General features: G+C 73.2%; 18 protein-coding genes. 12 read left to right on the top strand and 6 right to left on the bottom strand.

Annotated features, from left to right (window positions below; translation table 11 throughout):
* Positions 1-47: 47 nt before the first annotated feature.
* The 4 genes from AB0G56_RS23775 to AB0G56_RS23760 all read left to right on the top strand — a co-directional run bounded on the left by AB0G56_RS23775 (position 48) and on the right by AB0G56_RS23760 (position 5,497).
* Positions 48-1,553, top strand: coding sequence for an MFS transporter (locus tag AB0G56_RS23775; RefSeq protein ID WP_360972459.1), 1,506 nt, complete (start codon positions 48-50; stop codon positions 1,551-1,553).
* Positions 1,554-1,920: 367 nt separating this feature from the next.
* A complete protein-coding gene (locus AB0G56_RS23770; RefSeq protein ID WP_360972609.1) occupies positions 1,921-3,699 on the top strand; it encodes a DEAD/DEAH box helicase in 1,779 nt (592 codons plus the stop codon).
* A 331-nt stretch (positions 3,700-4,030) separates the two neighbouring features.
* Positions 4,031-4,672 (top strand): helix-turn-helix domain-containing protein, encoded by a 642-nt coding sequence (locus AB0G56_RS23765; protein WP_360972457.1) that lies wholly within the window; start codon positions 4,031-4,033, stop codon positions 4,670-4,672.
* Between the two features lie 30 nt (positions 4,673-4,702).
* A complete protein-coding gene (locus tag AB0G56_RS23760) occupies positions 4,703-5,497 on the top strand; it encodes a S16 family serine protease (RefSeq protein WP_360972455.1) in 795 nt (264 codons plus the stop codon).
* On the opposite strand, the gene AB0G56_RS23755 is transcribed toward AB0G56_RS23760, so the two are convergent.
* The 3 genes from AB0G56_RS23755 to AB0G56_RS23745 form a co-directional block, all read right to left on the bottom strand.
* Entirely contained in the window at positions 5,494-5,712 is a 219-nt protein-coding gene (locus AB0G56_RS23755) for a hypothetical protein (protein WP_360972453.1), read from the bottom strand. The genes AB0G56_RS23760 and AB0G56_RS23755 overlap by 4 nt on opposite strands.
* Positions 5,713-5,723: 11 nt before the next feature.
* On the bottom strand, positions 5,724-6,296 hold the full coding sequence (locus AB0G56_RS23750) for a winged helix-turn-helix domain-containing protein (protein ID WP_360972451.1): 573 nt from the start codon (positions 6,294-6,296) through the stop codon (positions 5,724-5,726).
* Between the two features lie 81 nt (positions 6,297-6,377).
* Positions 6,378-6,845: an Lrp/AsnC family transcriptional regulator gene (locus AB0G56_RS23745; RefSeq protein ID WP_360972449.1), complete on the bottom strand. Its 468-nt coding sequence runs from the start codon at positions 6,843-6,845 to the stop codon at positions 6,378-6,380.
* Positions 6,846-6,970: 125 nt separating this feature from the next.
* Between AB0G56_RS23745 and hppD the strand changes: the two genes are divergently transcribed.
* From hppD to nthA, 4 genes are read left to right on the top strand one after another with little or no spacing between them, the layout of a single operon-like run.
* On the top strand, positions 6,971-8,119 hold the full coding sequence (gene hppD / locus AB0G56_RS23740) for a 4-hydroxyphenylpyruvate dioxygenase (protein WP_360972447.1): 1,149 nt from the start codon (positions 6,971-6,973) through the stop codon (positions 8,117-8,119).
* Positions 8,120-8,156: 37 nt separating this feature from the next.
* Positions 8,157-8,438, top strand: a complete 282-nt coding sequence (locus AB0G56_RS23735) for a hypothetical protein (RefSeq protein ID WP_360972445.1) — start codon at positions 8,157-8,159, stop codon at positions 8,436-8,438.
* The gene (locus AB0G56_RS23730; RefSeq protein ID WP_360972443.1) at positions 8,431-8,724 is read left to right on the top strand and encodes an SH3-like domain-containing protein; all 294 of its coding nucleotides are present in this window, start codon (positions 8,431-8,433) and stop codon (positions 8,722-8,724) included. Before AB0G56_RS23735 ends, AB0G56_RS23730 begins: the two co-directional genes overlap by 8 nt.
* On the top strand, positions 8,714-9,295 hold the full coding sequence (gene nthA / locus AB0G56_RS23725) for a nitrile hydratase subunit alpha (RefSeq protein WP_360972441.1): 582 nt from the start codon (positions 8,714-8,716) through the stop codon (positions 9,293-9,295). Before AB0G56_RS23730 ends, nthA begins: the two co-directional genes overlap by 11 nt.
* Before the next feature lie 119 nt (positions 9,296-9,414).
* Here nthA and AB0G56_RS23720 read toward each other — a convergent pair whose 3' ends face one another.
* Complete coding sequence (locus AB0G56_RS23720; RefSeq protein ID WP_360972439.1) at positions 9,415-10,956, bottom strand: hypothetical protein; 1,542 nt, start codon at positions 10,954-10,956, stop codon at positions 9,415-9,417.
* A gap of 149 nt (positions 10,957-11,105) precedes the next feature.
* On the opposite strand from AB0G56_RS23720, the gene AB0G56_RS23715 reads away from it, so the two are divergent.
* A complete protein-coding gene (locus tag AB0G56_RS23715; protein WP_360972437.1) occupies positions 11,106-12,512 on the top strand; it encodes an FAD-linked oxidase C-terminal domain-containing protein in 1,407 nt (468 codons plus the stop codon).
* 10 nt (positions 12,513-12,522) lie between these two features.
* Here AB0G56_RS23715 and AB0G56_RS23710 read toward each other — a convergent pair whose 3' ends face one another.
* Positions 12,523-12,936: an SsgA family sporulation/cell division regulator gene (locus AB0G56_RS23710; RefSeq protein WP_360972435.1), complete on the bottom strand. Its 414-nt coding sequence runs from the start codon at positions 12,934-12,936 to the stop codon at positions 12,523-12,525.
* A 291-nt stretch (positions 12,937-13,227) separates the two neighbouring features.
* On the opposite strand from AB0G56_RS23710, the gene AB0G56_RS23705 reads away from it, so the two are divergent.
* Both AB0G56_RS23705 and AB0G56_RS23700 read left to right on the top strand, forming a co-directional pair.
* Positions 13,228-15,072 (top strand): RDD family protein, encoded by a 1,845-nt coding sequence (locus tag AB0G56_RS23705; RefSeq protein ID WP_360972433.1) that lies wholly within the window; start codon positions 13,228-13,230, stop codon positions 15,070-15,072.
* A gap of 93 nt (positions 15,073-15,165) precedes the next feature.
* Positions 15,166-15,930 (top strand): RDD family protein, encoded by a 765-nt coding sequence (locus AB0G56_RS23700; protein ID WP_360972431.1) that lies wholly within the window; start codon positions 15,166-15,168, stop codon positions 15,928-15,930.
* A 57-nt stretch (positions 15,931-15,987) separates the two neighbouring features.
* Here AB0G56_RS23700 and AB0G56_RS23695 read toward each other — a convergent pair whose 3' ends face one another.
* A complete protein-coding gene (locus tag AB0G56_RS23695) occupies positions 15,988-16,368 on the bottom strand; it encodes a hypothetical protein (protein WP_360972429.1) in 381 nt (126 codons plus the stop codon).
* Between the two features lie 383 nt (positions 16,369-16,751).
* Here AB0G56_RS23695 and AB0G56_RS23690 point away from each other — a divergent pair, with 383 nt between their 5' ends.
* Complete coding sequence (locus AB0G56_RS23690) at positions 16,752-19,100, top strand: immune inhibitor A domain-containing protein (RefSeq protein ID WP_360972427.1); 2,349 nt, start codon at positions 16,752-16,754, stop codon at positions 19,098-19,100.
* The last annotated feature ends 12 nt before the right edge of the window (positions 19,101-19,112 follow it).

Below are 19,112 nucleotides of genomic sequence, written 5' to 3'. Positions count from 1 at the left end.
ACTCCCGACAGGGGTCAAAGCCGCCTGCGGACCTTACTCTGGCGACCATGACCGCCCTCGAACCACGCGACACCGACGTCGCAGGCATCCCTGAGACATGTACGACGTCCCCCTCGCGGGAGGCCGCGGCCGAGGCGGCCGACTCGGTGCTGGGCCGCGCCTACCGCGCACTCAGCATCGGGATCGTCTCCGTCGTGCTGCTGATCGCCTTCGAGGCGACCGCCGTCGGCACGGCGATGCCGGTCGCCGCGCGCGAACTGCACGGGGTGTCGCTGTACGCGTTCGCGTTCTCGGGGTACTTCACGACCAGCCTGTTCGGCATGGTGCTCGCCGGGCAGTGGGCGGACCGGCGCGGACCGCTGGGCGCGCTCACCGCGGGGATCGGGGCGTTCGCGGCCGGCCTGCTGCTGGCCGGGACGGCGACCACGATGTGGGTGTTCATCATGGGCCGCGCCGTCCAGGGGCTCGGCGGCGGCCTGGTGATCGTCGCCCTGTACGTCGTCGTCGGGCGGGCCTACCCGGAGCGGCTGCGCCCGGCGATCATGGCGGCGTTCGCGGCGGCCTGGGTGGTCCCCTCGATCGTCGGCCCGCTCGCCTCGGGGGCGGTCACCGAGCACCTGGGCTGGCGCTGGGTGTTCATCGGCATCCCCGTGCTGGTGGTCTTCCCGCTGGCGATGGCCCTGCCGCAGATACGGCGGCGGGCGGCCGGCCCGGTGGGGGAGGGCGGAGAGCAGGACGCCGCGCCGTACCCCGCCCGGCGGCGCATCCGGCTCGCCCTCGCCATCTCGCTCGGTGCGGGGCTCCTCCAGTACGCGGCCCAGGACCTGCGGTGGATGTCGCTGCTGCCCGCCGCGGCGGGCGCCGCGCTGCTGGTGCCCGCCGTGCGCGGACTGCTGCCGCACGGCACCTACCGGGCGGCGCGCGGGCTGCCGTCCGTGGTGCTGCTGCGCGGCGTCGCCGCCGGTTCCTTCATCGCCGCCGAGTCCTTCGTACCGCTGATGCTCGTCACCCAGCGCGGGCTCTCCCCGACCCTGGCCGGGTTCTCGCTGGCCGCGGGCGGCGGCACCTGGGCCCTGGGCTCGTGGGTGCAGTCCCGGCCGGGCGTGACGCCGTACCGGGAGCGGCTGATGACGCTCGGGATGGTGCTCGTCGCGGCGGCCATCGCCACCGCGCCCAGCGTGCTGGTCCACTCCGTCCCGGTGTGGACGGTCGCCGTCGCCTGGGGCTTCGGCTGCTTCGGCATGGGCCTGGTCATCTCCTCCACCAGCGTGCTCCTGCTGCGCCTGTCCGCACCCGAGGAGGCCGGGGCCAACTCCGCGGCCCTCCAGATGTCCGACGCCCTGTCCAACGTCCTCCTGCTCGCCGCGGGCGGCGCCGCCTTCGCCGCGCTGGGCGGCGGCACGGTGGCCCACACGACGGCGACGGCCGCGGCGGCCGGTTCCGGGGCCCGTCCGGCCGCGTTCGCGGCGGTCTTCCTGCCGATGGCGGGGGTGGCCCTGGCGGGCGTGTGGATCACCGGCCGGCTGTCGACCGGTGAGGCGGGCGATCGGTGACGGGCACAGGTGAGGCGGGCGACCGGTGAGCCGGGCACAGGTGAACCGGGCGACAGGTGAGTCGCGGGCGGCCGGTGAAACGGACGATCGCTGACGGGTGGTGGCGTGGCCGCCTGACGTCCTGCCGCCCGGACACGGCCGGCTGTGGCACGAGACACCGGCGCGGCCGGCCCGTCGTCTGTGACCCGCGTCGCACCCGCGCCCGGCGGGGTGTCGTCGGCTCCGGGGAGGGGTGAGGACACCGGTAGGGTGGCCCGGTTGTCATACGTAGCCGAGACCGACCCGCACCACGAACCCGGAGACCGTGACTACCGCCCGCCCGTCGCCCGCCACCGCCCTCAACGGAGGGCCCTCCGGGCGCACCCCCGTGTCAGCCTCCCACCACCTCTCGCCCGCCTTCCCGGGCCGCGCCCCCTGGGGAACCGCCGGCAAGCTGCGTGCCTGGCAGCAGGGCGCCATGGAGAAGTACCTCCAGGAGCAGCCGCGCGACTTCCTCGCGGTCGCCACCCCCGGCGCCGGGAAGACCACCTTCGCGCTGACCCTCGCCTCCTGGCTGCTGCACCACCACGTCGTCCAGCAGGTGACCGTGGTCGCGCCGACCGAGCACCTGAAGAAGCAGTGGGCCGAGGCCGCCGCCCGCATAGGCATCAAGCTGGACCCCGAGTACAGCGCGGGCCCGCTCGGCCGGGAGTACCACGGCGTGGCCGTGACGTACGCGGGCGTCGGGGTGCGCCCCATGCTGCACCGCAACCGCGTCGAGCAGCGCAAGACCCTCGTCATCCTCGACGAGATCCACCACGCCGGCGACTCGAAGTCGTGGGGCGAGGCGTGCCTGGAGGCGTTCGAACCCGCGACCCGGCGGCTCGCGCTGACCGGTACGCCGTTCCGGTCGGACACCAACCCCATCCCGTTCGTCGCGTACGAGGAGGGCAACGACGGCATCCGGCGCTCGGCCGCCGACTACACCTACGGCTACGGCTCCGCCCTCTCCGACGGCGTCGTCCGCCCGGTCATCTTCCTCTCCTACAGCGGCAACATGCGCTGGCGCACCAAGGCCGGCGACGAGATCGAGGCGCGGCTCGGCGAGCCGATGACCAAGGACGCGGTCAGCCAGGCCTGGCGCACCGCGCTGGACGCCCGCGGCGAGTGGATGCCGGCCGTGCTGCGCGCCGCCGACCAGCGGCTCACCGAGGTCCGCAAGGCCATCCCGGACGCCGGCGCCCTGGTCATCGCCTCCGACCAGGACTCCGCGCGCGCCTACGCCAAGCTGATCCGTGAGATCACCGGCAGCGGTGCGACCGTCGTCCTGTCCGACGACGCCGGCGCCTCGAAGAAGATCGACGAGTTCAGCGACGGCGACGACCGGTGGATGGTCGCCGTCCGCATGGTGTCCGAGGGCGTCGACGTCCCGCGCCTCGCGGTCGGCGTGTACGCGACGACGATCTCCACCCCGCTGTTCTTCGCCCAGGCCGTCGGCCGTTTCGTACGGTCGAGGCGGCGCGGCGAGACCGCCTCCGTCTTCCTGCCGACCGTGCCCGACCTGCTGACCTTCGCCAACGAGATGGAGGTCGAGCGCGACCACGCCCTCGACAAGCCGAAGAAGGAGGGTGAGGAGGACCCCTACGCCGAGTCCGAGAAGGAGATGGACGAGGCGAACAAGGAGCAGGACGAGGACACCGGCGAGCAGGACATGCTGCCCTTCGAGGCGCTGGAGTCCGACGCCGTCTTCGACCGGGTCCTCTACGACGGCGCCGAGTTCGGCATGCAGGCCCACCCGGGCAGCGAGGAGGAGCAGGACTACCTCGGCATCCCGGGCCTGCTCGAACCCGAGCAGGTGCAGCTGCTGCTCCAGAAGCGGCAGGCCCGGCAGATCGCGCACAGCCGCAAGAAGCCGGACGACGAGGCCGACCTGCTCGAACTGCCCGCCGAGCGGCGGCCGGTGGTCACCCACAAGGAGCTGATGGAGCTGCGCAAGCAGCTCAACACGATGGTCGGCGCCTACGTCCACCAGAGCGGCAAGCCGCACGGCGTGATCCACACGGAGCTGCGCCGGGTGTGCGGCGGACCGCCGAGCGCGGAGGCGACGGCCGGCCAGCTGCGCCAGCGCATCGCCAAGGTGCAGGAGTGGGCCACCCGGATGCGCTGAGGCGAGCGCGGCCCCGGGTGGCGCCTGGGGCGTGTGAGGACCCTGTGCAGAGATGTGCGGTGCGTATCGGGACGTACGCGGACAGTTCCCGTCGGGCACTGCCCGGATTCTGGACGGAGCCTTCCGCTCAGCGAACCGGCTTCGCTACTGTCCCGCTACGCACACGCCCCGTGGCAGAGCCGCCGCGGAGCGCAGCCGTGAAGCGACTGAGTCCGGACCGCCCCCGGACCGCCGGCCGATCGGCGGCCTCTGTCGCGCGTCACTGACGGGACTCGGTGACGCACCCGCCGCGAGGAGCGCCGCCGACCTCACCACTGAAGGAGTGGGCGTCGTGACCGCGGAGACATCCCAGACGCTCGACCGGGGACTGAGGGTCCTCAAACTGCTGGCCGACACGGACCACGGACTGACCGTCACGGAGCTGTCCCAGAGACTGGGCGTGAACCGGACCGTCGTCTACCGGCTCCTCGCCACCCTCGAACAGCACGCGCTGGTCCGCCGTGATCTGGGCGGACGCGCCCGGGTCGGGCTCGGGGTGCTGCGTCTGGGCCGGCAGGTGCACCCGCTGGTGCGCGAGGCGGCGCTGCCCGCGCTGCGCTCCCTGGCCGAGGACATAGGCGCGACGGCGCACCTGACGTTGGTCGACGGGGCGGAGGCGCTGGCGGTCGCCGTTGTGGAACCGACCTGGACCGACTACCACGTGGCCTACCGGGCGGGCTTTCGCCACTCCCTGGACCGGGGCGCCGCGGGCAAGGCGATCCTCACGGCCCGCCGCCAGCCGGCCGCCGAACCCGGCTACACCCTCACCCACGGCGAACTGGAGGCGGGCGCCTGCGGAGCCGCGGCGCCGCTGCTCGGCGTGAGCGGCGTCGAGGGCAGCGTCGGCGTGGTGATGCTCGCGGACGCCGTGCCCGAGCGGGTGGGCCCGAGGGTGGTGGACGCCGCCCGCGAGGTGGCCGAGGCACTCAGGTGACCGTGCCGCCTGGTCGCGTAGATTGAAGCCGTGCTCTCTCGCCTCACACGCCCCCAGGCCCTCACCGTCTGCGCGCTGCCCGTCGTGGCCCTGGTCGCCACGGCGGCCTTCGCGCCGCTGCCGTTCTCGGTGGCGCAGCCGGGGTCGACGGCGAACGTGCTCGGCACCTTCAAGGGCAACCAGGTGATCACGATCTCCGGCGCGCCCGTGCGGAACACCTCCGGGCAACTGCGGATGGTGACCATCGAGGCGACCGGCCCGGACACGCACATCTCGCTGGGTGACGTGATCGACGGCTGGTTCGCCACGGACCGCGCGGTCATGCCGCGCGACGCCGTCTACCCGAGCGGTGACACCGTCCGGCAGATCGAGCAGCACAACGCGGCGCAGATGAAGGAGTCGCAGGACGCGGCGACCCAGGCCGCCCTGAAGTACCTCGGCAAGTCCGGCCGGAAGATCGACGTGAAGCTCGACCTCGCCAACGTGGGCGGCCCCAGCGCGGGCCTGCTGCTCTCTCTCGGCGTCATCGACAAGCTGCACGGCGCCGGCGGCGGCGCGGACCTGACGGGCGGCCGTACGATCGCGGGCACGGGCACGATCAGTCCCGACGGGACGGTGGGCGCGGTCGGCGGTGTCGCCCTCAAGACGCAGGCCGCGCGGCGGGACGGCGCCACGGTCTTCCTCGTCCCCAAGGACGAGTGCAAGGACGCCGGGGCGGAACTGCCCAAGGGCCTGAGGCTGGTCCCGGTGACCACCCTGAAGGGCGCGATCGGCGCCCTGACCGCCCTGCGGGAGGGCAAGGACTCCGCCGTACCGAGCTGTTAGGCGGTCACGGTCCCCGCGCTCACGGCCCCAGCGGCGGGGGCGGCGGTGGCCAGGCGCAGGCCGACCTCCACGAGGGTCCAGCCGAGCCGGCCCCGCAGGTCGCGCGGGTGTCGCTGCCGTTGGCGCACGTCGTCGGCCAGGTGGTCGGCCGCGGCCTCGGCGTGGAGTTCGGCGGCGCGGGCGTGGTGCAGGACGAGGTGGGTCTCGGGACGCATCGGGCTGCCTCTCAGGCCGTGTGGGTGGGGAAGAGGTGGGTGTGCACGCGTACGGTCTCCGCGTCGGGGGCCCCTTCGGGCGCGGGGCCGTAGCCCCTGATCAGCTCGTGCATGCGCTGGACGAGTTCCCGGGCCAGGTCCGGCGTGAGCCGAAGGGTGAAGTCGCTCATGTCGCTTGCGCCTCCCCACTCGGCCGCCCAGTCGTTGGAGTTGGCGACCCAGGTGTCGAGTTCCTGGGTGTGCACGGTGGCCACCTCGTGACGGAAGACGGCGGCGGCGCCCCGCACCACGGGGTCCGCGTCCCTGACCAGGGTGTCGTCCAGCTGGACGGACGTGCTGAGGGCTCGCCACCAGCGCTCCCTGCCTTTGCCGTGCTCGGGGGCGTCTTCGACGAAACCGTGCGCGGCGAGCTGGCGCAGGTGATAGCTGGTCGCCCCGCTCGACTCGCCGAGCTTCCCGGCGAGTTGGGACGCGGTGGCGGGGCCGCCGTGCCGCAGGGCGACCAGGAGGCGCATGCGCAGCGGGTGGGCGAGCCCGCGAAGTGAGTGGGCATCGAGCACCCGCGTTGTCTGCTCTTCCGGCATGCTGACCACCGTAGCCATGCAAAGATATCTTTGCAACGGGTTCTTTGCAACGGGTTCTTTGTAACTCCTCCTCGCTCGCCCTCACTCCTCCGCCGCCTGCTCCACCAGCGGGATGATCCGCATCGGCACCGGGTTCTCCATCACGATCGCGGTGGACGCGCGGACGATGCCCTCGATGCCGACCACCCGGTCGATCACGCGCTGGAGGTCGGCGTTGGAGCGGGCCACCAGCCGGCACAGCATGTCCCCGGTGCCGGTGGTGGTGTGCAGCTCCAGCACCTCCGGCACGGTCGCCAGGTGGGCGCGGACGCCCGCGCCCTGCCCCTGCCGGATCTGCAGCGTCGCGAACGCCGTGACCGGATAGCCGAGCGCCGCCGGGTCCACCTCCGGGCCGAAGCCGCGGATGACCCCGCCCGAGCGGAGCCGGTCCAGGCGGGCCTGCACCGTCCCGCGCGCCACCCCCAGCCGCCGGGACATCTCCAGGACGCCGATGCGCGGCTCGCGCGCCAGCAGCACGATGATGCGGCCGTCCAGATGATCGATCGCCATGGGCCCCGCCTCCCGGGTGGTCATCCTGTACAGAAAGCCTGCCGGTGCCGGGCTTTCACCGGACACCTTGCCCAGTGAACGCGCGAACTATTGCGCACCTTGCGGTGCCGGGTGACGCTTCCGCTATGACGCAGACCACACAGCACACTCCCGACGAGACCGCACGGCAGGCCGATCCCTTCCCGGTCAAGGGAATGGACGCGGTCGTCTTCGCCGTGGGCAACGCCAAGCAGGCGGCGCACTACTACTCCACCGCCTTCGGTATGCAGCTGGTCGCCTACTCCGGACCGGAGAACGGCAGCCGCGAGACCGCGAGCTACGTCCTGGAGAGCGGCTCCGCCCGGTTCGTGTTCACCTCGGTGATCAAGCCGGCCACCGCCTGGGGCCACTTCCTCGCCCAGCACGTGGCCGACCACGGCGACGGCGTCGTCGACCTCGCCATCGAGGTCCCGGACGCGCGCGCCGCGTACGCCTACGCCGTCGAGCACGGCGCCCGCTCCGTCGCCGAGCCCTACGAGCTGAAGGACGAGCACGGCACGGTCGTCCTCGCCGCGATCGCCACCTACGGCGAGACCCGCCACACCCTGGTCGAGCGCAGCGGCTACGACGGCCCGTACCTGCCGGGCTTCACGGCCGCCGAGCCCATCGTCGAGCCGCCCGCCCAGCGCTCGTTCCAGGCGGTCGACCACTGCGTCGGCAACGTCGAACTCGGCCGGATGAACGAGTGGGTGGAGTTCTACAACAAGGTCATGGGCTTCACGAACATGAAGGAGTTCGTGGGCGACGACATCGCGACCGAGTACAGCGCCCTGATGTCGAAGGTCGTGGCCGACGGCACCCTCAAGGTCAAGTTCCCGATCAACGAGCCCGCGATCGCGAAGAAGAAGTCGCAGATCGACGAGTACCTGGAGTTCTACGGCGGCGCCGGTGTCCAGCACATCGCGCTGAACACCAACGACATCGTGCACACGGTCCGTCAGATGCGCGCCGCCGGCGTCCGGTTCCTGGACACCCCGGACTCGTACTATGACACCCTCGGCGAGTGGGTCGGCGACACCCGCGTGCCCATCGACACCCTGCGCGAGCTGAAGATCCTCGCCGACCGCGACGAGGACGGCTACCTGCTGCAGATCTTCACCAAGCCGGTCCAGGACCGCCCGACGGTGTTCTTCGAGATCATCGAGCGGCACGGCTCCATGGGCTTCGGCAAGGGCAACTTCAAGGCCCTGTTCGAGGCGATCGAGCGCGAGCAGGAGCGCCGCGGCAACCTCTGAGCCGCCGAGTCCGCCCGGAAGCCGTAGGCTGCCGCCCATGGCCAGGATCAACGACGTGGGCGGCACGCTCGGCTTCGGCGCGCTCGACACCACCGACGACCCCGCGCCCTTCCACGCGGACTGGGAGGCGCGGGTCGTCGGCCTCCTCAACGCCCTGCGCGCGGAAGGGCTGTTCAACACCAACGAGTTCCGGGACGCCATCGAGTCGATGCCGCCCACCGAGTACCTGACGACCTCGTACTACGAGCGCTGGTTCGAGGCCATCCGCACCCTGCTGGAACGCAAGGGTGTGCTGAGCCCGGGAGAACTCGATGCCTGACCGCTTCGCCCCCGGCACCCGGGTCCGCACCTTCCCGCACGACCCGCCGCACCACACCCGCCTGCCGCGCTACGCCCGCGGCAAACAGGGCGTCGTCGTCGAACCGGAAGGACGCGCCCCGCTCGCCGACATCAGCGCGCAGGGCCGCGCCGACGCGCCCGTCGAGCAGGTCTACGCCGTCCGGTTCGCGGCCCGCGACCTGTGGGGCGAGGGCGACCACCACGTCGTCCTGGACCTGTGGGAGAGCTACCTGAGCCGTCTGGAGGAGCAGCACGATGAGCGGTGACCACTCCGACGCGGCGATCGCCCGCCGGGTACGGCGTCTGGAGACCCTGCTGGAGGAGAAGGGGGTGCTCTCCGGCGCGCGCCTCGACGAGATCATCGACGCCTCCCTCACCGGCGCGTCCCCCGCGAACGGCGCCCGTGTGGTGGCCCGCGCGTGGACGGACCCCGCCTACAAGGCGAGGCTGCTGGCCGACGGGACGGCCGCCGTGCGCGAACTCGGCTACATGGAAGGCTCGTACCAGCGCCTGCGGGTCGTGGAGAACACCGCGGACACCCACAACGTCGTCGTCTGCACGCTCTGCTCCTGCTACCCGCTGCGGCTGCTCGGGCCGTCCCCCAGCTGGTACAAGTCGGAGGCCTACCGCTCCCGCGTGGTGCGCGAACCCCGGGCCGTACTGGCCGAGTTCGGCACGCAGCTGCCGGACGGCACGGACATCACCGTGTGGGACTCCAGCGCGGAGACCCGCTACATGGTGCTGCCCCGGCGCCCGGAGCACACCGACGGGCTCGGCGAGGAGGAACTGGCGGCCCTGGTCACCCGCAACGCCCTCATCGGAACGGCGGCGCTGTGAAACGCCACGCCCTCATCGGAACGGCGGCGCTCTGAGACAGCACGCCTCGGCGGGACGGCGGCGCGGTGAAACGCCTCGCCCTCATCAGGACGGCGGCGCGGTGAAACGCCTCGCCCTCATCAGGACGGCGGCGCGGTGAACTCCGCCGCCACGTCCACCCCCGCAGGCGCGTCGGCGGGCACCGGCTCGCCCAGCTCGTCCAGCGCCTCGGCGGCGTCCGGGGCCCACAGCGGCGAGAACGACGGGGCGGTGCGCAGCGCCTGCTCCAGATGGCGGCGCGCGGCCCCGGACATCCCGAGGCCCCCCTCGACCGTCCCGCGGTGGAACGCGTACAGCGCGTTGCGCACCCCGCCGCCCTTCGTCGCGTCCGTCGCCGCCGTCACGAACTCCAGCGCCTCCTCGTCGTACCCGTCGCGGTGCAGCGCCCAGCCCAGCGCGTCGGCCACCTCGGTCGCGGGCCGCAGCCGCCACTCGGCGCGCAGCCGCCCCACCGCCGACTCCGCGTCGCCGTGGTCCGCCTCCAGCCGGCCCAGGACCAGCTCGTCGTCGACCCCGGCCGCCGCGTCCTGCCCGGCCCGCTCCCGCACCCGCTCGTACGCGTCCTCGGCCTGCTCCTCCCGCCCCAGCGACTCGTACAGCTCGCCGAGTTCAAGCAGGTGTTCGGGGCGGGGGCGGGGGCCGAGCGCCCGGCCGTAGGCCCGTACGGCCTCCTCGGTCCGGTCCAGGGAGGCCAGCGTGCGCGCCCGCCCGGCCTCGGCGTCGCGCAGAGCGGGGTCCAGGCGCAGCGCCGCCCCGAAACAGCGCAGCGCGTCGTCCAGGGCGCCGCGCTCCCAGGCGTACTGCCCGGCCTGCTCCAGGTACGCGGCCCGCTCGACGGGCGCGGTCGCGGACGCCACGGCGTCGGCGACCTGTGCCTCGGCGTCCTCGCGCCAGCCGCGGTCCCGGTAGACGGCCGCCGCCCGGGCCCGCGCGGCGGGGGAGTGGTCCAGTTTCAGCAGCTTGTCCAGGGCGCGCCCCACGGCCTTGTGGTCACCGAGCCCGGTACAGGCCTCGATCAGCAGCGCGTACGCCGCCCCCCGCTCCGGAGCCGCTTTCACCGCGGCCTCGGCCCAGGTGCGCGCCGCGGGGAAGTCCCGCCGTGCGACGGCCAGCGCCGCCAGGGCGGCCGACGCGTCCGCGTTCCGCTCGGGGCCCAGCCGCAGCGAGGTACGCAGCGCCCGGTCGGCGGCGGGGAAGTCCGCCGGGTCCGCCGTCCGCCGCCCCCGCTCGACGTACGCCGAACCCAGCTCCGCCCACGCCCGCGCGTCCCGCGGGGCCGTCCGCACCCGCCGCTGCCGGTCGGCGATCAGCTCGCTCAGGCCGGACAGCGCGGCGGGCACCCCGGCCGTCACCGCGCGCAGAGCGACCTCCTTCCCCGGTGCCCCGGGCGCCCCGGGCGCCCCGGGCACCCCCGGCGCGGTGGGCCGCGCCGGCTGCCGCTGGCCCGGCAGCGCCGGCCAGACCGCGCCGAGCGCACCGCCCAGCACCACCAGCGCGACCAGCACCCGCACCAGCATCCGCCGCGGCCGCCGCGGCCGCCGCGACCGGCGCGACCGGCGCGACCGCCCGGGCGCCGGCTCGGGCGGCGGGGACGTGGCCGGGGAGCGCAGAGGGTTGTCCATGGCGCACACTGTGCGCCGCCGCGCCCACGCGGACCGGCCGCGACCCGGCGCCGGCACCGAGGGCCACCCGGCGGGCGGACCGATCCCCACCCGGCAGGCGCAGGGATGCCGCCCACGGGCTTCACACCGGTGGCCGCCGGTGCGACGCTGTGATCATGAGCCGTATCCAAGCCGCACCCGACGCAGCCGAGGCCAACCTCACCGACCGGCTCCTCGCGGGCCTGCCGGCCGAAGCGGTCCTCACCGATCCCGACGTCACGGCCTCCTACGCCAACGACATGGCGAGCTTCTGCCCGTCCGCCGCCCCGGCCGTCGTCGTCCTGCCGCGCACCGTGGAACAGGTCCAGCACGTCATGCGGATCGCCACCGAGCTGCGCGTCCCGGTCGTCCCCCAGGGCGCCCGCACCGGCCTGTCCGGCGCGGCCAACGCCTCCGAGGGCTGCATCGTCCTCTCCCTGACGAAGATGGACCGGATCCTGGAGATCAACCCCGTCGACCGCATCGCGATCGTCGAGCCGGGCGTCGTCAACGCCGCGCTCTCCCGCGCGGTGAACGAGCACGGCCTGTACTACCCGCCGGACCCCTCCAGCTGGGAGATGTGCACCATCGGCGGCAACATCGGCACCGCCTCCGGCGGCCTGTGCTGCGTGAAGTACGGCGTCACCGCCGAGTACGTCCTCGGCCTCGACGTCGTCCTCGCCGACGGCCGCCTCATGTCCACCGGCCGGCGCACCGCCAAGGGCGTCGCCGGATACGACCTCACCCGTCTCTTCGTCGGCTCCGAGGGCTCCCTCGGCATCGTCGTACGCGCCGTCCTCGCCCTCAAGCCGCAGCCGCCGCAGCAGCTCGTGCTCGCCGCCGAGTTCGCCTCCGCGACCGCCGCCTGCGACGCGGTGTGCCGCATCATGGAGGGCGGTCACGTGCCCTCGCTCCTGGAACTCATGGACCGTACGACGGTGAAGGCCGTCAACGACCTCGCCCACATGGGCCTGCCGGAGACCACCGAGGCCCTGCTGCTCGCCGCGTTCGACACGCCCGACCCGCGCGCCGACCTCGCCGCCGTCGGCGCGCTGTGCGAGGCCGCCGGCGCCACCCAGGTCGTCCCGGCCGACGATCCCGCCGAGTCCGAGCTGCTGCTCCAGGCCAGGCGGCTGGCGCTGACCGCGCTGGAGGCGGTCACCGGCACGACGATGATCGACGACGTGTGCGTCCCCCGCTCCCGGCTCGCCGAGATGCTCGACGGCATCGAACAGATCGCCGGGAAGTACCAGCTCACCATCGGCGTCTGCGCGCACGCGGGCGACGGCAACACCCACCCGACCGTCTGCTTCGACGCCCATGACCCCGACGAGTCCCGGCGTGCCCGCGAGTCCTTCGACGAGATCATGGCCCTGGGCCTGCGGCTCGGCGGCACGATCACCGGCGAGCACGGGGTGGGCGTCCTCAAGAAGGAGTGGCTGGCCCGCGAGATCGGTCCGGTCGGCGTCGAGATGCAGCGGGCCGTCAAACAGGTCTTCGACCCGCTGGGCATCCTCAACCCCGGCAAGCTGTTCTGAGCCCGTGCCCTCACCGGGCGAGCAGCCCGGCCAGCCCGGCGTCGATGCCGAGCCGCTCGCCCTCGGTGCCCGGCACCACCACCCGCAAGGTGCGCTCCAGCCACGACGACAGCTGCGCGGACGGCGCCTCCAGCAGGGCCGTGCCGGACGGCGAGCTGAGCGCCATCAGCACGACGCTTCGCCCCTTGGCCTCCGACGGCCGCACCCGCACGTCGCCGTGCCCGCACGGCCGGAACACCCCCTCCACGAGCAGGTCCCGCGCGAACGCCCAGTGCACCGGCTCCCCGGCGTCGACGTGGAAGTCGATGTGCACGGCGTACGGGTCGTCGGTGAGGTAGGCCAGCCGCGCCGGTACGGGGATCCCCCGCTCGGGCGACAGGATCAGCCTCAGCTCCAGCTCGCGCTCCACCACGGTGTGCCGCATGGTTCTTCGTCCTCTCCACTCGTGACGCGTCACGCGTACGGGCGCCGAAGCGGCCCCGCACCGGTGAAGAGGCGGGCGGACGCCGGGCATTACGCGGGTCCGCGGAGGTTTTCCCCGCCCGGCCGCGGCACCGCCCGCGCCCCGCGCGCGGGGGAGGCGGCGGATGTGAAGCATCTGCACGAGGTTGCCCGGAAAGGAGTGGGTCCGGCGGGACGGGCGGTGCCGGGTGCGCCGGTCTGATAGATGTGGAGGCCCCCAAGACGGCCCCCGAGCAGATACGGGACGACGGACATGAGCGCCCCAACCCCGGCACCAGGCGACGACAGGCCCCGCGAGGGGTACTACCCGGACCCGTCCATCCCCGGATACGTCCGGTACTGGAACGGTGCCTCTTGGGTGCCGGGCACCAGTCGGCCGGCACCGGCCGACGGCGAGCCGCTCAGCCCGCCGCCCGGCGTGCGGCCCGCCCGGCCCGCGGCCCCGGAGGTCGAGGAGACGGGCCCGCACTTCTTCGACGAGGACCCGCAGGACGGGCCCGCCCCGGCCGGCGGGCCGCACCGTCCGGAGGCGTGGCCCGCCGAGGCCGGCCGGCCCTCCGGTCCCGGCGGCGGCCAGGACCGCCCGGGCTCCTGGGGCGCCCCGGCGGGGCCCGACCCGCGGCTCGCCCGCCCGGACGCCCCGCCGCATCCGCACGCGGACGCCCCCGCCGGCCCGGCGGCCGGCACGGGTCAGGCGGCCCGGAACGAGGGGGAGGGCCGGGGCCAGGCAGTGGGCCAGGGCGGTGCCGAGTCCGGCAGTACGTTCGTGTTCCAGCGGCCGACGGCGGCCGACGGCGGCGCCGGGACGGCAGGCGCCCCGGCCGCGCCCGGCATCCCGGGGCCGGGCGGCCCCGTGGACGACGGCACCATGACCTTCCGGCCCGTACCGCGCGCCGGCGGGGCGGTACCGGCCCAGGGCTCGCCCCAGGGCTCGCCCCAGGGCACGCCCCAGGGCACGGCCGGCGGGCCCGGCTTCGGCACCGGGAAGGCAGCCGCGGCCCGCGCGTCAGCGCCCCAGCCGCAAACGCAGGGTCAGGGCCCGGGTCAGGCCCAAGGGCAGGGACAAGCACAAGGACAGGTCCAGGGCCAGGCACAGGCCCAGGGACAGGGTCCGGGCCAGGCCCAGGGCCCGGTGCACGCGCAGGGGCACGCCCAGGCCCAGCCGTACCCCCAGCCGCAGGCGCCCGGCCCCGTGCAGGGCCAGTTCCCGGGGCAAGCGCGGCACCAGGGGCCCGCCCAGGGCGGCGGCACCCCGGGGCAGCCGGTGGCCGGGACCCCGACGCCCCCCGCGGCCGCGGCCCCCTCGCCTGCTTCCGGTCCTGCTTCCGCCCCCCTTCCCGCTCCCGCTCCCGGCCCCGCCCCGCTGCCGCAGCAGTCCGCCGCGCCCCGGCCCGGCGCCGGGATGCCCGGATCCCCGCCCGCGCCCGTGACCAGCGGCCCCGGCGGCGGCCAGTCCTCCTGGGCCCAGCAGGTGCACCAGCTCGCGGGAGCCGGTGCGGGCGCCGCCGCGGGTGCGGCCGCAGGCGCGGGCCCGGCAGCGCCCGACGAGCAGCCCGTCGTGCCCTGGAAGCCGCCGGTCGAGGACCTCTTCCAGGCCGCGGCCCGGAGACAGGCACAGGCCCGCCCCGCCGGCCTGGGCAAGCGGCTGGCGGCCCGCCTCGTCGACACCGTGGTCCTCGCGGGCGTCACGGCCGTGGCCGCCGTACCACTGGGCACCAAGGCGGCCGACCACGTCGACGAGAAGATCGACGCGGCCAAGCTCTCCGGCCGTACGGTCACGGTCTGGCTGCTGGACGGCACGACGGCGGCGTACCTCGGCATCGTCCTCGCCGTCCTGCTGCTCGTCGGCGTCCTGTACGAAGTGCTGCCCACCGCCAAGTGGGGCCGCACCCTGGGCAAGAAGCTGTGCGGTCTGCAGGTGCGGGACATCGAGGGGCACGAGCCCCCGTCGTTCGCTCCGGCCCTGCGCCGCTGGGTGGTGTACAGCGTGCCGGGACTCCTGGGCGTGGGCGTCGTCGGCGTCCTGTGGTGCGTGTTCGACCGGCCCTGGCACCAGTGCTGGCACGACAAGGCGGCGCACACCTTCGTGGCGGGGTGACCGCCGCCGGCCGTCATCCCGGCGGGCGCCCGCCGTCATCCGTACGGCTGCTCGCCGGATGCGGCCCCGCCGGGTTCGGGATCGACTCGGCGCATGAGCAGCGAACCGCCCCCCGGCTCCGAACCGCCCGCCGGCTCCGGACCCCCGCCCGGCGGCCGGCCACTGCCACCGGACGGCGGCGCGCAGGGCGGCGGAGCCCACCCGCACCCCGGCAACCCGTACGGCGGCGGCAACCCGTACAGCGGCGGCGGCGATCCGTACGGCGGGGGAGGCCCCCACGAAGGCGGCGGTCCGTACGGCGGCGGCTCGTACGGCGGTGGTCCGTCCGGGGGCGGCCCCTACGGCGGCGGCCCCTACGGCGGCGGCCCGTACGGAGGCGGCCCGACCCCCGACGAACCGCTCGCCGGGATGCCCCCGCTCGCGGAGAGCGGCAGGCGCACCCTCGCCCGGATCATCGATCTGATCCTCGTGGGCATCGTCGTCTGGTTGATCACCTGGGCGCTGCGCGTCAACGAGTCCACGATGAACGCCGATCAGGTCCAGGTCGGCACGTCCATCGCGCAGTCGGTCGTCGGCGTCGTCCTCTACATCGCCTACGACACCTTCATGATCGCCAGGACGGGACAGACGCTGGGCAAGAAGTGGCTGGGTATGCGCGTGGCGGAACTGAGCGACGGATCGACGCCGTCCACGGCCACCGCGCTGGCACGCGCCGCGGTGCTCTGGATCCCGTTCTGGTTCTGCTGCGCCTGCTTCTGGCTCGCGGTCTGCGGCGGCTGGAGCTACTTCGACCGGCCCTACAAGCAGGGCCTGCACGACAAGGCGGCCAAGACGGTGGTGGTCAGTACGGGCCGTTGAGCCGCGCGAGCCGGGTGAGCCGCGTCAGCCGGGTCGGTCAGGTGAGCCGGCGCCGTGTCAGGAGGCCGCGGCCGGGCCCTGCCCCGGCTCGACACCGGCGGAGACGGTCTCCCGGCGGCGCGCCGCGACCCGCGCGTGCCCGGCGACCCGCGCCGGCCCGCCGGTCCGCGCCGCCGCGGAAGTCCTGACCGCCGCCCCGGAATCCGTGACTGCCGCCCCGGAGTCCCCGGCCACCGCCCCGGTCGTCGTACCGGAAGCCGCGCGCGCCTTCGGCAGCGGTACCGTCATGGCGACCAGGAGCCCCAGCGCGAGTGCCGCGAGGGCGATGACAGCGATCCCGAGGCCCGAACTCGTCTGCGACAGCAGCAGCATGGCGAGCGTCGAGCAGATCACGGTGCAGGAACCGTAGGCGAGCTGTGCGGCGGTCGGACGAGGCATGGCAATCGTGTCCTCGGAAGATTTCGGGGGGTGCGACAGCGGGCCGGCCTGGCTTTCCGCCGGCTTCCGGGCGTTCCGCCAATCGACTGTAATCCCCTGGATGCCCGCGAGGAACGGCCGGTAAGCGTGACCTAACCCACGGTGCCGGTGCACGGGGGGCGCACGGAGTCACGGCCACGGCGTGCCCGCTGCCGGGTCCGTCCGCAAAGCGGACGTCGGCTCCGCATAGTGCACTTGAACTGTCCAAGTCAAGGTCTGTCTTTTCTCGTAAACCTCTAGTCAAATGTCGTCACTTGACTAACACGCGTTGATCGCGCGCGGACTTTCTCGTGCCTCAGAGACCCCCCTTCCGCGCGTACGGGCGCGTCAGGGGAGGACAGCAAGTGACCAGTAGACCCTGGACGTTCAGAGCGGCCGCGATCGGTGTCGCGCTCGCGGCGGCCACCGCCACGTTCTCGACGTTCGCCGTCGCCGAGGCCGCCACCACGGCCGGCTCGGCCACCGTGAACCGGCACGACCCGCAGCCGGCCGGGCAGCACGAGCACAACCTCGACGGCCCGCTGAGCAAGACCCAGGACGCCCAGCGCCAGGAGGCCCTGAGCCGGGTCATCTCCGGCGAGGCCAAGGTCCAGGACCGCAACGGCTCCAAGGTCGTCGGCCTCAAGGGCAAGAAGGGCGACACCAAGTACGTCGAGCTGGGCCGCGAGAAGACCGACAAGATCTTCACCATCCTGGTCGAGTTCGGCGACAAGACGGACCCGAAGTTCGGCGGCACCCCCGGGCCGCTGCACAACCAGATAGCCGCGCCGGACCGCAAGAAGGACAACTCGACGGCCTGGCAGAAGGACTACGACCAGAAGCACTTCCAGGACCTGTACTTCGGCACCGGCAAGAACACCGAGTCGGTCAAGAAGTACTACGAGAAGCAGTCCTCGGGCCGCTACTCGGTCGACGGCGAGGTGGCCGACTGGGTCAAGGTCCCCTACAACGAGGCCCGTTACGGCTCCAACTACTGCGGCTCCACCAACTGCTCCAGCGTGTGGAACGTCGTCAGCGACGGCGTCAGCGCCTGGGTCGCCCAGCAGAAGGCCGCCGGCAAGTCGGACGCCGCCATCAAGGCGGACCTGGCCCGGTACGACCAGTGGGACCGCTACGACTACGACGGCGACGGCAACTTCAACGAGCCCGACGGCTACATCGACCACTTCCAGATCGTGCACGCCGGCGAGGACGAGTCCGCGGGCGGCGGGGTCCAGGGCACCGACGCGATCTGGGCGCACCGCTGGTACGCCTTCGGCACCGACGCCGGCTCCACCGGCCCGTCGGACAACAAGCTCGGCGGCACGCAGATCGGCGACACCGGCGTCTGGGTCGGCGACTACACCATCCAGCCGGAGAACGGCGGACTCGGAGTCTTCGCCCACGAGTACGGCCACGACCTCGGCCTGCCCGACGAGTACGACACCGCGGGCGGCGAGAACTCCACCGGGTTCTGGACGCTGATGTCCTCCGGTTCCTGGCTCGGCCGCGGCGAGGACGCCATCGGCGACCTGCCCGGCGACATGAACGCCTGGGACAAGATGCGGCTGGGCTGGCTGAACTTCGACACCGCCAAGGCCGGTGTGAAGTCCTGGCACAAGCTGGGTCTGTCCGAGTACAACACCAAGTACCGGCAGGCCGTCGTGGTCACCCTCCCCGACAAGGCGGTCACCACCACCGTGGTCGCCCCGGCCCAGGGCGCCACCCAGTGGTGGAGCGGCAGCGGCGACGACCTGAAGAACACCCTGACCCGGTCCGTCGACCTCACCGGCAGGAAGTCGGCCGCCCTCACCCTCGACGGCTGGTACGACATCGAGGCCAACTACGACTTCCTCTACACCGAGGTCTCCACCGACGGCGGCGCCAACTGGACCGCCCTGGACGGCACCGCGGACGGCCAGGCCATCCCGCGTGACGGCAGCGACAAGCCGGCCCTGACCGGTTCCGTCGAAGCCTACAAGAAGCTGTCGTACCCGCTGGACGCCTACGCGGGCAAGAAGATCCAGCTCCGCTTCCGCTACCAGACGGACGGCGGCGCGGCGCTCAAGGGCTTCGCGGCCGACGAGATCACGGTGACCGCCGACGGCTCGGCGCTCTTCTCGGACAACGCCGAGACCGCGGACCCGGCCTGGACGGCGAACGGCTTCTCCCGCATCGGCGCGTCCTTCACCAAGGACTACGAGCAGTACTACATCGCGGAGAACCGCCAGTACGCCTCGTACGACACCACGCTGAAGACCGGCCCGTACAACTTCGGTTCGGCCAAGCGCCCCGACTGGGTGGAGCACTACCCGTACCAGAACGGCCTGCTGATCTGGAAGTACGACACCTCCCAGGCGGACAACAACACCAGCGTCCACCCGGGCACCGGTCTGATCCTCCCGATCGACTCGCACCCGACCGCGCTGAAGTGGTCCGACGGCACCCTGATGCGCAACCGCGTCCAGGCCTACGACTCGCCGTTCAGCCGCTACCGCACCGACGGCATCACCCTGCACAAGGCGGACGTCACCACCCGGATCAAGTCGTCGAAGGGCGTGCCGGTCTTCAACGACCACACCAGCACGTACTACGACCCGGCGAACCCGGCCGGCGGTGTCAAGATCACTGACACCAACACCCGGATCGAGATCACCAAGGAGGCCCACGACGGCTCCACGATCGAGCTCGAAGTCGGCCGTGCGGTGAAGTAAAGGTAAAAAGCG

It is taken from the genome of Streptomyces sp. NPDC021356, assembly GCF_040641015.1.
GTDB lineage: Bacteria > Actinomycetota > Actinomycetes > Streptomycetales > Streptomycetaceae > Streptomyces.
Note: the sequence above shows the minus strand (reverse complement) of the source record. Positions and strands in the feature narration are given on the sequence as shown.

Coding starts and splice junctions, on each gene's coding strand:
- AB0G56_RS23775 (WP_360972459.1), top strand. CDS start 48: ATGACCGCCCTCGAACCACGCGACACCGACGTCGCAGGCATCCCTGAG.
- AB0G56_RS23755 (WP_360972453.1), bottom strand. CDS start 5,712: ATGCGTCCCGAGACCCACCTCGTCCTGCACCACGCCCGCGCCGCCGAA.
- AB0G56_RS23750 (WP_360972451.1), bottom strand. CDS start 6,296: ATGCCGGAAGAGCAGACAACGCGGGTGCTCGATGCCCACTCACTTCGC.
- AB0G56_RS23745 (WP_360972449.1), bottom strand. CDS start 6,845: ATGGCGATCGATCATCTGGACGGCCGCATCATCGTGCTGCTGGCGCGC.
- hppD (WP_360972447.1), top strand. CDS start 6,971: ATGACGCAGACCACACAGCACACTCCCGACGAGACCGCACGGCAGGCC.
- AB0G56_RS23735 (WP_360972445.1), top strand. CDS start 8,157: ATGGCCAGGATCAACGACGTGGGCGGCACGCTCGGCTTCGGCGCGCTC.
- AB0G56_RS23730 (WP_360972443.1), top strand. CDS start 8,431: ATGCCTGACCGCTTCGCCCCCGGCACCCGGGTCCGCACCTTCCCGCAC.
- nthA (WP_360972441.1), top strand. CDS start 8,714: ATGAGCGGTGACCACTCCGACGCGGCGATCGCCCGCCGGGTACGGCGT.
- AB0G56_RS23720 (WP_360972439.1), bottom strand. CDS start 10,956: ATGGACAACCCTCTGCGCTCCCCGGCCACGTCCCCGCCGCCCGAGCCG.
- AB0G56_RS23710 (WP_360972435.1), bottom strand. CDS start 12,936: ATGCGGCACACCGTGGTGGAGCGCGAGCTGGAGCTGAGGCTGATCCTG.
- AB0G56_RS23705 (WP_360972433.1), top strand. CDS start 13,228: ATGAGCGCCCCAACCCCGGCACCAGGCGACGACAGGCCCCGCGAGGGG.
- AB0G56_RS23700 (WP_360972431.1), top strand. CDS start 15,166: ATGAGCAGCGAACCGCCCCCCGGCTCCGAACCGCCCGCCGGCTCCGGA.
- AB0G56_RS23695 (WP_360972429.1), bottom strand. CDS start 16,368: ATGCCTCGTCCGACCGCCGCACAGCTCGCCTACGGTTCCTGCACCGTG.